Source organism: Comamonas sp. JNW (assembly GCF_003105075.1).
Lineage (GTDB): Bacteria > Pseudomonadota > Gammaproteobacteria > Burkholderiales > Burkholderiaceae_C > Comamonas > Comamonas squillarum.
The window spans coordinates 1-13,078 of the sequence record NZ_QETI01000007.1 but is presented as its reverse complement, the minus strand read 5'-3'; the positions used below and the strand labels follow the sequence as shown (position 1 = coordinate 13,078).

The window sequence follows — 13,078 nt, the reverse complement described above, 5'->3', positions numbered from 1 at the left end:
CTGGCCTCCCCGCACCACCCACCCCGCACGCCACTGCCATGACCACCTCCAGCCCCGACACCATTTTTCACAACGGCCGCTTTACCACCTTGAACAAGGCCCAGCCCACGGCCAGCGCTGTGGCCATCCGCGATGGCAAGTTTGTCGCGGTGGGCAGTGATGCCGAGGTGCTGGCGCTGGCTGCCAGCGGCACCCGCAAGATCGACCTGCAAGGCCGCAGCGCGCTGCCCGGCCTGTTCGACAACCACACCCATGTGATTCGCGGCGGTCTGAACTTCAACATGGAGCTGCGCTGGGATGGGGTGCGGTCGCTCGCCGATGCGCTGGAGATGCTGCGCCAGCAGGTGGCGATCACGCCGGCGCCGCAATGGGTGCGCGTGGTGGGCGGCTTTAGCGAGCACCAGTTTGTCGAAAAGCGCCTGCCGACCCTGGCCGAGATCAATGCGATTGCGCCGGACACGCCCGTGTTCCTGCTGCACCTGTATGACCGCGCCCTGCTCAACGCCGCTGCGCTGCGCGCCGTGGGCTACCACCGCGACACGCCCCAGCCACCGGGCGGCGAGATTGTGCGCGACAGCCAGGGCAACCCGCAGGGCCTGCTGCTGGCCAAGCCCAATGCCACCATCCTCTATTCCACCCTGGCCAAGGGCCCCAAGCTGCCCTTCGAGTATCAGGTCAACTCCACGCGCCACTTCATGCGCGAGCTCAACCGCCTGGGCGTGACCGGTGTCATCGACGCCGGTGGTGGATCGCAGAACTACCCCGATGACTACCAGGTCATCGAAGAACTGAACCAGCAAGGCCAGATCACCGTGCGCCTGGCCTACAACCTGTTCACGCAAAAGCCCAAGGAAGAGAAGGACGACTTTCTGCAGTGGACGCAGTCGGTCAAGTACAAGCAGGGCAACGACTACTTCCGCCACAACGGCGCGGGCGAAATGCTGGTGTACTCGGCCGCTGACTTTGAAGACTTTCGCCAGCCCCGCCCCGACATGCCGCCGCAGATGGAGACCGAGCTGGAAGATGTGGTGCGCGTGCTGGTTCAGAACCAATGGCCCTGGCGCCTGCATGCCACCTATGACGAGACCATCAGCCGCGCGCTCGATGTGTTCGAAAAGGTGCACCAGGAAACACCCATCGACGGCCTGAACTGGTTCTTTGACCACGCCGAAACCATCTCCGACCGCTCGATCGACCGCATCGCTGCGCTGGGCGGCGGCATTGCCGTGCAGCACCGCATGGCCTACCAGGGCGAGTACTTTGCCGAGCGCTATGGCCACAAGGCGATGGAAGCCACGCCGCCGGTCAAGAAAATCCTGGAAAAAGGCGTCAAGGTCTCTGCGGGCACCGATGCCACCCGCGTGGCCTCGTACAACCCATGGGTGTCGCTGTCCTGGATGGTGACCGGTAAGACCGTCGGCGGCATGCAGATGTACCCCGAGCGCAACCTGCTGGACCGCGAAACCGCCCTGCGCATGTGGACCGAGAACGTGGCCTGGTTCTCCAACGAGGAAGGTGCGCGTGGCCGCATCCAGGTGGGCCAGTTTGCCGACCTGATCGTGCCGAGCAAGGACTATTTCCAGGTGCCTGAGGATGAGATCTCCTTCCTCACCTCCGACCTGACCGTCGTAGGTGGCCGGGTGGTGTATGGCGCAGGCAGCTTTGCCCGCCATGACGACAACCCCCTGCCCCCTGCGATGCCCGACTGGTCGCCCGTGCGCCGCTTTGGTGGCTATGGCGCCTGGGGCGAGCCCGAAGGCGCTGGCAAAAACTCGCTGAACCCCGCGCGCTACCGCAGCCTGGCTGCTGGCTGCGGCTGCGGCAGCCAATGCGGCATGCACGGTCACCAGCATGCCAATGCCTGGGCGTCCCAAGTACCGGCCTCCGACATGCAAGGCTTCTTTGGTGCACTGGGCTGCTCCTGCTGGATGTCCTGAGCGAGCCTGCCCCCCTTTTCAAATTCTGCTGATCCGAGACCTGCCATGAACCACCCCCATCCCGACCATCCCCCGGCGCCGCCCGCGGCCCCGGCCCAGCCCGCCGGCGGCAGCTTTGCCCCCTTGCAGCAAAAACTGTTTGCCGTGCTGTGGATCGCCACCGTCGTCGGCAACACCGGCAGCTTTGTGCGCGATGTGGCCAGCGCCTGGCTGATGACCGACCTCTCGTCCTCGCCCACCGCAGTCGCCCTGGTGCAGGCGGCAGCCTCGGCCCCGGCCTTTTTGCTGGCGATACCGGCGGGCGTGCTGTCCGACATCCTGGACCGCCGCAAGTTTCTGATCGCCATCCAGGTGCTGCTCGCCTGCGTCAGCATTACCTTGATGACCCTGTCGGCGATGGGCATGCAGACGGTGGGCTCGCTCGTGGCACTGACCTTTCTGGGTGGCATTGGCGCCGCACTGATGGGCCCGACCTGGCAGGCCATAGTGCCCGAGCTGGTCGCCAAGCGGGATCTCAAGTCGGCCGTCGCGCTCAACTCGCTGGGCATCAATATTGCCCGCGCCATTGGCCCGGCTTTGGGTGGTGTGGTGCTGGCGGGCCTGGGTGCCTCGGTCACCTATGGGGTGGATGTGATCAGCTACGCCTTTGTGATTGCTGCGCTGTTGTGGTGGCCGCGCCCCAAGGCCGAGCAGGACGACCTGAGCGAGCGCTTTGCCGGCGCCTTCCGTGCCGGCCTGCGCTATGCCCGCTCCAGCCGCGAGCTGCATGTGGTGCTGCTGCGTGCCTTCCTGTTCTTTGCACTGGCCAGCTCGGTCTGGGCGCTGCTGCCCCTGGTGGCCCGCCAGCTGCTGGGCGGTGGGGCAGGCTTTTACGGTGTGCTGCTGGGCGCCGTTGGTGTCGGCGCCATTGGCGGTGCCTTCCTGCTGCCCAAGCTGCGTGCCCGCCTGTCTTCCGATGGCCTGCTGCTGATGTCGGCCCTGGTGTCGGCTGCCGTGATGGCCTTCCTGGCGATGTCGCCGCCCCAATGGGCTGCCGTGCTAGCACTGCTGCTGCTGGGCCAGTCCTGGATCACCGCGCTCACCACGCTCAACGGTGTCGCCCAGGCCATCTTGCCCAACTGGGTGCGGGGCCGTGCGCTGGCCGTCTACCTCACCGTGTTCAACGGCGCGATGACCTTCGGCAGCCTGAGCTGGGGCTTTACCGCCAAGGCGCTGGGTGTACCCAGCACCTTGCTGGTGGGCGCTGCCGGCCTGGTCGTGATGGGCCTGATCGCCCACCGCATCAAGCTGCCCGAAGGCGAGGCCGACCTGGTCCCATCCAACCACTGGCCCGAGCCACTGACCGCCCACGCCGTCGACAAGGACCGGGGCCCGGTGATGATCCAGATCCGCTACCACGTGGCCAAGGACAACCATGCGCCCTTCCTCAAGGCCCTCGCCCGCCTGTCTGCCGCCCGCCGCCGCGATGGCGCCTATGCCTGGGGCATCGTGCAGGACACCGCCTCCGAGGACCACTTCATGGAGTGGTTCCAGGTGGAATCCTGGGCCGAGCACCTGCGCCAGCACAAGCGGGTCACCCATAGCGATGCCGATGTGCAAAGCGAAGTGGCGCAGTACCACCAAGGCAGCGAGCCCCCGGTGGTCCAGCATTTCCTGTCGGTGAACCACCCCGCCCAGGGCCATGCCTGATCGTTGAATCCCAGCACCCAGTCTGCCCAGCGGCAGCCTGGGTTTTTTGCGACTTTTTGGGACTGCTCCAGCCCCGCTGCCGCAGCGGGTGGCGGTTTTTCTGCGTGCTGATCAACCGCGCTCAAAAGCCTGTGCGCATTGCCAGCCCAGCGCTGCCAGCGGGCCGGCCTTGGCGCCTGTGGCCACTGCATCGGCAGCAGCGGCGGTGCCATCAGCAGCGCGCTGCGCAATACCGTAGAGGATGGCGGCCATGCGAAACAGGTTGAAGGCGAGGTAGTACTCCCACAACGGGCCCGGGTCGCGGCCCGCGCGCTCGGCATACATTGCCAGGTAGGCGCGCTCGTCGGGGATGCCCAAGGCCGCCAGATCACAACCACCCATGCCGCGCCACAGCGCAGGCGGCACACGCCAGGCCATGCCGTGGTAGGCCAGGTCGGCGAGCGGATCGCCCAAGGTGGACAGCTCCCAGTCCAGCACGCCAATGATCTGCGGCTCGCTGCGGTGCCAAACCAGGTTGTCCAGCCGGTAGTCGCCATGCACCAGGGTGGTCTCTTCGGCCTGGGGCAGATGCTGGGGCAGCCAGTCCATCAGCTGCTGCATCGCAGGGTCTACGGGCACCCGCAACTGCTGGGTCTGCTGGCTCCAGCGCTTGGTTTGCCGCGCCACATAGCCGCCGGCGCGGCCATAGCTGCCCAGGCCCAGCGCGGCCGGGTCCAGCTGGTGCAGCGCGGCGATCACGCGGTTCATCTCGGCATACAGCGCGCCGCGCTCGGCCGGCTGCATGCCGGGCAAGGCCGGGTCCACCAGCACCCGGCCGTCCAAAAAATCCATCAGGTAGAACGGCGTGCCCAGCAGCTCGGCATCGTCGCAATAGGCCAGCATGCGCGGCACGGGCACCGCCGTGCCGGCCAGGGCCTGCATCACCTGGTGCTCACGGTCAATCGCATGCGCGCCGGCCACCAGGCTGCCAGCGGGTTGCTTGCGCAGCACCATCTGCCGGTCGCCCAGCTGCAGCTTGTAGGTGGGGTTGGACTGGCCGCCCGCCAGCACGCTCACCGTGACCGCCTCGCCACCCGACAGACCCAGGTCCTGCAAATAAGGCTGCAGCCGCTGCGCCAGCGCCTGCGGGCTGGAGGCGGCGTTCACAGCGGGCGCGGCGCTGCGGGCACCGCCTGGATGATCGCCGGCACACCGCGCTCGGCCTGCGCATCCTTCTCGGCCGCCTGCACCAGCTTGCGCGCCATGCTGAAGCGGTGCACCTCGCTGGGGCCGTCGTAGATGCGAAAGGCGCGCATGTCCATGAAGATGCGCATCACCGGGGTTTCCATGGTCACGCCCTGCCCGCCCAAAATCTGTACGCAGCGGTCCACCACGCGCCATTCGGCCTCGGAGCAGACGACCTTGGCCCGGCTCGACTCGTAGCTGCCCTGCTCGCCCTGGTCCAGCAGCCAGGCGGTGTGCCAGATGTGCAGGCGCGCGGTGTGCAGGTCCATGTCGTTGTCGGCCAGCATAAAGCCCACGCCCTCGTGCGAGGACAGCGGCTTGCCAAAGGCGGTGCGGCGGCGGGCATAGGCCAGCGCCACATCCTGCGCGCGCCGGGCCTGGCCCAGCCAACGCATGCAGTGCGTCAGCCGCGCGGGCGCCAGGCGCACCTGGGCATAGCGAAATCCCTTGCCGACCTCGCCCAGGATGGCACTGGCGGGCACACGCAGCTGGTCAAAGCGCAGCACGCCGTGGCCGCCGGTAAAGCAGGCATCCATCGCATCCATGGATCGCTCCAGCGTGATTCCGGGCTGGTCCATATCGCTCAGGAACATCGTGGCGCCGCCGTCTTCGGTGCGGGCCATGATGATGGCGTAGTCCGCCCCTTCGGCGCCGGTGATGAACCATTTCTGCCCGCTGATCAGGTAGTCATCGCCATCGCGCACCGCCACGGTGGCGAGCGCGGCCGGGTCGGATCCGGCACCGGGCGCCGGCTCGGTCATCGCAAAGCAGGAGCGCAGCTGGCCCGCTACCTGCGGGCGCAGCCAGCGCGCCTGCTGGGCCGGGGTGGCCACCGCCTCCATCAGGTGGATATTGCCTTCATCGGGCGCATGGATGTTGAGTGCCGTCGGGCCCAGCCAGGAGTAGCCGGCCTCCTCAAACACCACCGCCTTTTCGACATGCGTGAGCCCCAACCCACCCAACTCGCGCGAGGCATGGGGCGTAAGCAGGCCGGCCGCGCGGGCGCGCTCGACCAGCTCGCGGCGCAGCGCCTCATCCGGGCCATGGCGGCTTTGCCGGGCATCGTTTTCCAGCGGAATCACCTGCTCGGCAATAAACGCGCGGGTCTTGTCGCGCAGTGCCAGCAGTTGGGGGGACAGGGAAAAATCCATGGTGCGGTCTTCGGTAGCGGTGGCGGGCCCCCAGGCGAGGACCCATGGGCAAATGGTGCCATGCCCGGCGTGCCAGGCCGTCACGGTTGAGACAGAGTCGCCCGCCCGGCGCTGCGGCGCTCAAAAGCGCTGCAAAGGGATGACACCCTGGTGTCGTACCCCGGACTTGCAGATGGGCTATAAACAAAGCATGCCCATCCAAGCCGAATCTGCACCCATCACCTCCGAGGCCACCCCCCAGGCCCATAGCCGCCACCTGCCACTGGCGGGCACCACCAATTTCCGCGATCTGGGCGGCTACCAGGGCCTGGACGGCCGCACGGTGCGCTGGCGCAAGCTGTTCCGCTCTGACCACCTGGCCTTGCTCAGCCCCGAGTCCCAGCTGCAGCTGCTGCGCGAGCTGGGCGTGGCCCGCTCGGCCGATTTTCGCGGCCAGCGCGAGCAAACCGTGGACCACTATGCGATCGATGGCCTGCAGCACCATTCGCTGGCCATTGAGCCAACGCTTGTGCAGCGCGCCTTCAGCCTGATGCAGCAAGGCCAGCGCCTGACGCCCGACCACACCGTCGTGCTGATGCAGGACACCTACCGCAGCTTTATCCACGACAATGCCGCGCCGTTTGCACAGTTCTTCGAGATGCTGCTCGACAGTGATGCGCCCATCGTCTTCCACTGCACCGCCGGCAAGGACCGCACCGGCTGGGCCGCCACCTTGCTGCTGACCACCCTGGGTGTGCCTCAGGATGTCGTGCTGCAGGACTACCTGCTGACCAACGACTACTACCACCGCCCGGCCGAAGCCGTGGCCGCTGCCGCCCACATCCCCGAGGAAGTGCTGCAGGTGCTGTGGCGGGTGCAGGAGCCCTTCCTGACCGCCGCCATCGAGCCTGTGCTGCAGGACTATGGCAGCATCCCCAACTATGTGGAAAAGGTGCTGGGCGTGGATGCAAAGGCGCAGCAAAAGCTCGCGCAGATGTATCTGGAATAATCGGTTGTTCCTTCGACCCACGGCCACCCCGCTGGCCGCCCGCCGATGAACCAACCGCTCCCCTCTCCGCGCCCCCTGGTCGCATCCCGTTGGACGCCCCGCCAGATCGCACTGGCCAGCCTGCTGGTGCTGGCCGTTGTGCTGTGCTGGCTACCGGCTTTCCAGGCCATGGCCGACCGCTATGTGGATGATGGCCTGCAACGCTCCCTGCTCAGCTTTGCCACCGCCCGTGCGCTGCACAGCGTCGTCTCGGTGCTGCAGGGCACCGAGCTGGCCGTGCAGCCGATGGGCGTGGGCCTGACCTTGACGCTGGGTCAGGTGCTGGCCCCCATCAGCGACCTGGTGGCGCAGTTTGCCGACTGGATGCTCTGGGCCAGCATTGCCTTTGGCCTGCAAAAGCTGCTGCTATCGATGGGTGGCAGCTATGGCGTGACCGGCGTGCTTACCGCCATCGCGCTGGCCTGGCTGCTGCTGCGCTGGCGCCAGCAGGCGGTGCCCACCTGGCTCAGCCGCTTGCTGGTGGTGCTGCTGTTCACCCGGCTGGTAATGCCGGTCACCATCATCGGCAGCGAGGCGCTGTTCCAGCACTTTATGGCTGGCACCTACCAGAAAAACCAGATCGCCACCGAAGGCGCTGTCGGCCAGCTGCAGCAGTTTGATGTGCGCGCCCCGGCCAAGGCGCCAAGTGCGGACGCAGCAACGCCGACCCCGCCGGCCAACCCCGCCGTGACGCCGTCATCCGGCCTGTGGGAACGCTTCAAGCAATGGGGGCAGCAGGCCCAGCAATCGGCCAGCCAGGCGGCATCGGGGGTGCAGGATCTCGTACGCAACCCGGGCGATGCGCTGCGCGACAAGCTCAGCGAACTGCAGCAGCAGCTCGACCAGCAGGTCGAGCGGCTGGTGACCTTGATGGTGGTGTTTGCGCTGCAGACGCTGGTGATACCGCTGGTACTGGTCTGGGCGCTGCTGCAGCTGTGCAAGGGCTTGCTGGCGGGGCCGCGCCAGCAAGCTGCCAAATCGTAGGGGTAGCGTCGCTTACAGCGCAGCGTGCCATTGCGCAATCGCTGCGCCCACCTTGGCCATCACCGCATCGCTTTGCGCCGTTGTGCGCTCGCCGCCGGTCAGGAAGGCTGTGATGATCAGGCCTTCCGAGGCGGCATTGGGCCAGGCGATCAGACAGTCATTGGCGGTGCTGTGGGCACCGGCACCAGTCTTGCCGCCCACGCGCCACTCCGACGGCAGGCCCGCGCGCACGCGCTGGTCGCCGGTGCGGCTGTCGCTCAGCCACTGCTGCAGCATCGCGCGGCCATAGCCCTTGAGCACATCTCCCAGCAGCAGCGCCTGCAAGGTCGCCTGCATCGCACGCGGCGTGGTGGTGTCGCGCGGGTCGCCGGGCGCTGCCGTGTTGAGCAGCGGCTCGATGCGGTCCAGGCGCGTGGCCTTGTCGCCCAGGGTGCGCAGCCAGGCCGTCAAGGCTTCCGGCCCGCCGCTGGCGCGCAGCAGCAGGTTGGCCGCGACGTTGTCGCTGACCACCACGATCGCTTCGCAGAGCTCCAGCAGGCTGATGCCACCGGGCTGGTCCTGGTACTTTTCCGTCACCGGCGCATAGGGCACCATGTCGGCCGAAGTCACCCGTACCTGCTGGCCCAGGTCCAGCGCCCCCGTCTGCCCCAGGTACAGCACATGCGCGGCCAGCAAGGTCTTGAAGGTGCTGCACATGGCAAAACGCTCATCGCTGCGGTAGCCGGCCTCGCCGCCAGTCTCGGCATCGAACGCATAAACGCCCAGGCGGCCACCGCTCTGGGCTTCAATCAGGGTCAGCGCCTTGTGCAGCGCACGGTCGGCACGGGGATGGGCTGACTGGCGGGATGCGCAGCCGGCTAGGCCAAAAACAGAGCCGCTGCCCATGACCAGGGTGGCGGCTACAAAGTGGCGTCGTTGCATGGTCTTGCTCGGTAGAGGTTGTCATCCCGGAGGATGGATAGCTACCGAGCATACCCCGGCCCAGGGCCTGGCGACACGATATGGCGCAAGCTTTGCGGCGGCCGGGCAACAGGCCCGGAACGCGCTCAGGCCTTTTCGATCTTCAGAGCGGCCTCGTCCAGCAGCGCGGCCATCTTGTCGATCTGCTCGGCCGACAGCGCCGTCTCGCCGTCGCCGGCCATCTTCAGGCGCAGGGCCATCTTGAAGTTCTCGATCGCGCGCACCAGCTGCGGCGGGCGCTGGCGGGCATCGCGGTCCTTGCCACGGGCCAGGCGCGTCAGCAGCAGCTGCAGCGCATCGGCCTGCTCGGCGAGGGCCTGCTCGCCTTCGGCGGTGATGGTGTAGCGCTTGCGCCCGCCTTCGGATTCGCTGGCGGTTGCATGGCCCATGTCCACCAGGTAGCTCAAGGTCGGGTAGATCGTGCCGGGGCTGGGCTGGTAGTCGCCGCCCACCAGCTCGCCCACGGCGCGGATCACGTCGTAGCCATGGCTGGGTTGCTGGCCAATCAAATGCAGCGCCAGCAGCTTGAGGCCGCCAGCCTCGAACATGCGCTCACGCTTGTGCGCCAGGTGGCGCGCAGCATCTGGCCCGTGGCCATGGCCATGGCCATGGCCATGGTCGTGCGGGCCGTGGCCCGGGCCATTGCCATGGTGGCGTGGGCCCCGGCCAGGGCCGCCCTCTTCGCCCATATGGCGGCCACGGGGGCTGCAGAGGTGGGGGTGGTGCTGAAAGTGGTGATGGGGATGTGGCATCTGTGTTCCTTTACTAAGATGCATCTAAGATATATCTTTCAATGGAAGATTTCAAGCCGGTTTTTTGTAAAGATATATCTTTATTGCCGATACCGACATCGCCACACACACCGCGCATAAACGAATAATGTATAAAACATATACAATCTGCGTATGTTTTATAGAGGATAGTCATGGGCATCGTCAAAATTTCCGACCCTATGCATGAGAATCTGCGGGTCGCGGGCGCGGCGCTCTCCCGTTCCATCAATGCGCAGGCCGAGCACTGGATGCGGGTGGGCATGCTTGCCGAGATGTACCCTGATCTGGACCACCGCGCGATCTGCCAGGTGCTGGTGCAGGCGGAGCTGGACGGCGGCCTAGATATCCATGCGCTGGTTGCCAAGGCAAGGATGGCGGCATGACGCAAAGCATCACGCCGGTGCATACGGCGAGCGAGCTGGCCCGTGCGCGTCAGGCGGCGCAGCTGGCGGCCGAGGTGCTGGAGATGATTGCGCCCCATGTGGTGCCGGGGGTCAGCACCGCGGCGCTGGATGCCATTTGCCACGACTACATCGTGAACGTGCAAAAGGCGGTGCCGGCCAATCTGGGCTACCAGGGCTATCCCAAGACCATCCTCACCTCGGTGAACCATGTCGTCTGCCACGGCATTCCGTCCGAGGACCGGATTCTGAAAAAGGGCGACATCGTCAATATCGATGTGGCCGTCATCCAGGATGGCTGGTTTGGCGACACCAGCCGCATGTACTTTGTCGGCACGCCCAGCATTCTGGCCAAACGACTGGTCGAGACGACTTACGAGGCATTACGCGCGGGGATTGCCCAGGTGCGGCCGGGCGCCACCTTGGGCGATATCGGACATGCGATCGAGACGGTGGCCAAAGGGGCAGGCTTTGGCGTGGTGCGCGAGTTCTGCGGCCATGGGATAGGCCAAACCTACCACGATGCCCCCAATGTGCTGCACTACGGCAACCCGGGCGAGGGGCTGGTGCTAGAGGCGGGCATGCTGTTCACGATCGAGCCGATGCTCAATGCCGGCAAGCGCCAGGTCAAGACCTTGGCCGATGGCTGGACCGTCGTGACCCAGGACCATTCGCTGTCGGCGCAGTGGGAGCACATGGTGGCGGTGACGCCCGATGGCCATGAGGTGCTGACGACCTGGCCCCATGGCACCGGCAGTTACACGCCGGCCTAAGCCTTAGTCGCCCTGCCCAGCCCCTCCGGCTCGACCAGCGCATCCAGGTGCTTGCAGGCTCATTTGCTATGGCCATCGGCGATGACTTCGCCGTGCTCGACCTGGTAGACGCTGGTATTGAACACAAAGCGCGAGACTTCGGTGGGGTCCTCTAAGTTGCTAAAGCGTAGGAACCAAGTTCTCAGACAGGCCCATTTGAAAAACATACTGAAACACCGCACCGAAGCTTGTCTCCTTTCGTTAGCTGCGCTTTCGGCTCAGGTGATCTCTCTACTCCCTCTTTATTCTTTGCACACTCCGTATACTTTTCATCTGAATATGCCTTGGTGATCGGCTTTTTTGGCATAAATATGACGAAATAAACGAGAAACTATAGAAATATTGTTTTTCTGAATATTAACAAATAAAAGAACATGTACCCTTAGGAACCATTTTTTGAAGTGTGTTAAAAATGCTTGACGCTAGCAACTTCACCAACATATGATCAAAACTCCAAAGAAACACAAATTTTTTGGATACTCCCACAAATCCCAACTAGGCTGACATTCATCATTTTCAAGGAGTTTGCTTGTGAAAAGAATTTTATTTTCAAATGCTTTTGCGATAGCCCTCTTGAATACACTTATATCTTTCAATGCATCCGCTCAAAACACAGAGCCATTTATTTCAAAATCTCAAGCTTTGAAAAATGCAGGCCTTTCCGAAGACGCAGTGAATGAAAATCAAAAAATCGTGTTAGCTGCCAATGCGAATGAGGAAAAATTCAAATCCGAGATAAGTGATCTTTATGCAGGGACTTGGATTGAGCATGATTCAGAAGGAAAAGCATATCAAGTTCTTGCAGTCACCGATGAAATCATAGTTCATAAAAGATACAAAGAAGAAACCAACTTGAAAATTGTCTCGGCTAAATATACTTTAAAACAGCTCAACGAATTAAAAGAAAAAATCATCGATAAATTTTTTACCCTAAAGGATGCAGATGGGGACGTCCTAATATTCTCCCTAGATGTCGACCCAAGACGAAATAAAATTGTACTTAGCACAAAATCACTCAATATCAAAAATATTCAATTATTATTTAGTGTAGAAAAATATAATTTTGATATGATCGTCTTTGAAAATCAAGATGCACCTGAAAGGCCAAGTGCAAAGCCTTCACTACCTAGTGGATCCCCTATCGTAATCGCAAATCGAGGAACGCCACCTAGCTCTAATTTATTTAAAGGTGGCTGCACTTCGGGATTCAATGCCAAATTAAAAGGCACATCTATTGGGGTAGTGGTAACTGCAGGGCATTGCGAAATAGTGGATGACACAGAAGCAGTATATATAGACTCTGGAGGTTTTCGAAATCCACGCATGGGAGCATATATAGGCGATTTTTTGGCCAATACATATTATAGAAATAACATTGATGGCGTTCTGTTTGGCAATGTGAATGAGGCTTTCAACCTAATCCCAGGGCATGCAGTGGGGCGAACCGTGAAGCCTGTCATACCAATAACTAATGCAATGCGCGGATCTTCGTTATGTGCAGATGGCAAGATTTCCGGAAGACGCTGCGGATTGGTAGAATCGGTTAATACTGCTGTCAACCGAAATGGTCGGGCTTTGAGACTTACTATTGCTTCATTTTGCAGTGAGCCTGGGGACTCTGGTGGCCCAGTTGTTTACCCTACTGATCGAACTGCATCCAATGGAAATGCTGTGGGTGTGGTTTCCGGCTATATTGATAATAATAATTATGGATGCTATAACAACAACTCAAATAGAGTAAAAACTACGATTCAGACGTTAACACCATATTTGGCAATTCATCCCAATGTTGAAATCTTAACTAATTAGCATTGAATTATCATTAGCATCCTTTTAAAACCTAAGTTCTCATTAGTTCACTGTACATTTGTACCTTGCCGGAATACAAACCTTCAGAGGAAGTAGACCGGCAGGGCTACAAAAAAACCTGTTCGGAGATAGTACTCGGGGAATTGATGAGACCCAATCGAAAATATAACTAGTCCTACCAGTTACGCCTTAGCAGCAAAAACCCCAACTAAGGAAACTCTGCAAAAGTCCCAGCCCGCCCCACCGCATGGGATGATCCGCGCATGAAGCAAATGAGCCTGGCTACCGGATTCGAGAAGAAGTCCAAACGC

11 protein-coding genes are annotated in these 13,078 nt (G+C 62.3%); 7 read left to right on the top strand and 4 right to left on the bottom strand.

Features of this window, described 5'->3' with window-relative positions; translation table 11 throughout:
* Positions 1-38 precede the first annotated feature (38 nt).
* Both DCO45_RS11730 and DCO45_RS11725 read left to right on the top strand, forming a co-directional pair.
* On the top strand, positions 39-1,937 hold the full coding sequence (locus DCO45_RS11730) for an amidohydrolase (protein ID WP_116926025.1): 1,899 nt from the start codon (positions 39-41) through the stop codon (positions 1,935-1,937).
* Between the two features lie 45 nt (positions 1,938-1,982).
* Entirely contained in the window at positions 1,983-3,626 is a 1,644-nt protein-coding gene (locus tag DCO45_RS11725; RefSeq protein ID WP_116926024.1) for an MFS transporter, read from the top strand.
* 111 nt (positions 3,627-3,737) lie between these two features.
* Here DCO45_RS11725 and DCO45_RS11720 read toward each other — a convergent pair whose 3' ends face one another.
* Together DCO45_RS11720 and DCO45_RS11715 are read right to left on the bottom strand one after the other, a co-directional pair.
* Positions 3,738-4,772 (bottom strand): phosphotransferase family protein, encoded by a 1,035-nt coding sequence (locus DCO45_RS11720; RefSeq protein ID WP_116926023.1) that lies wholly within the window; start codon positions 4,770-4,772, stop codon positions 3,738-3,740.
* Complete coding sequence (locus DCO45_RS11715; RefSeq protein ID WP_116926022.1) at positions 4,769-6,001, bottom strand: acyl-CoA dehydrogenase family protein; 1,233 nt, start codon at positions 5,999-6,001, stop codon at positions 4,769-4,771. The genes DCO45_RS11720 and DCO45_RS11715 overlap by 4 nt, the downstream gene beginning before the upstream one ends.
* Before the next feature lie 190 nt (positions 6,002-6,191).
* Between DCO45_RS11715 and DCO45_RS11710 the strand changes: the two genes are divergently transcribed.
* Together DCO45_RS11710 and DCO45_RS11705 are read left to right on the top strand one after the other, a co-directional pair.
* Entirely contained in the window at positions 6,192-6,989 is a 798-nt protein-coding gene (locus tag DCO45_RS11710; RefSeq protein ID WP_116926193.1) for a tyrosine-protein phosphatase, read from the top strand.
* A 45-nt stretch (positions 6,990-7,034) separates the two neighbouring features.
* Positions 7,035-8,012 carry a hypothetical protein gene (locus DCO45_RS11705; protein WP_116926021.1) on the top strand — a complete coding sequence of 326 codons (978 nt, stop codon included), beginning with the start codon at positions 7,035-7,037 and terminating at the stop codon, positions 8,010-8,012.
* Between the two features lie 12 nt (positions 8,013-8,024).
* Here the strand turns inward: DCO45_RS11705 and bla are convergent, their stop codons facing one another.
* Positions 8,025-8,933: a class A beta-lactamase gene (bla, locus tag DCO45_RS11700; RefSeq protein WP_116926020.1), complete on the bottom strand. Its 909-nt coding sequence runs from the start codon at positions 8,931-8,933 to the stop codon at positions 8,025-8,027.
* Positions 8,934-9,058: 125 nt separating this feature from the next.
* The gene (locus tag DCO45_RS11695) at positions 9,059-9,724 is read right to left on the bottom strand and encodes a PadR family transcriptional regulator (protein ID WP_133248140.1); all 666 of its coding nucleotides are present in this window, start codon (positions 9,722-9,724) and stop codon (positions 9,059-9,061) included.
* A gap of 173 nt (positions 9,725-9,897) precedes the next feature.
* Between DCO45_RS11695 and DCO45_RS11690 the strand changes: the two genes are divergently transcribed.
* The 3 genes from DCO45_RS11690 (at position 9,898) to DCO45_RS22695 (ending at position 12,767) form a co-directional block, all read left to right on the top strand.
* Positions 9,898-10,128, top strand: a complete 231-nt coding sequence (locus DCO45_RS11690; RefSeq protein WP_116926018.1) for a ParD-like family protein — start codon at positions 9,898-9,900, stop codon at positions 10,126-10,128.
* Positions 10,125-10,919 (top strand): type I methionyl aminopeptidase, encoded by a 795-nt coding sequence (gene map / locus DCO45_RS11685; protein ID WP_116926017.1) that lies wholly within the window; start codon positions 10,125-10,127, stop codon positions 10,917-10,919. Before DCO45_RS11690 ends, map begins: the two co-directional genes overlap by 4 nt.
* Positions 10,920-11,489: 570 nt before the next feature.
* On the top strand, positions 11,490-12,767 hold the full coding sequence (locus DCO45_RS22695) for a S1 family peptidase (RefSeq protein WP_133248139.1): 1,278 nt from the start codon (positions 11,490-11,492) through the stop codon (positions 12,765-12,767).
* Positions 12,768-13,078: the final 311 nt, after the last annotated feature.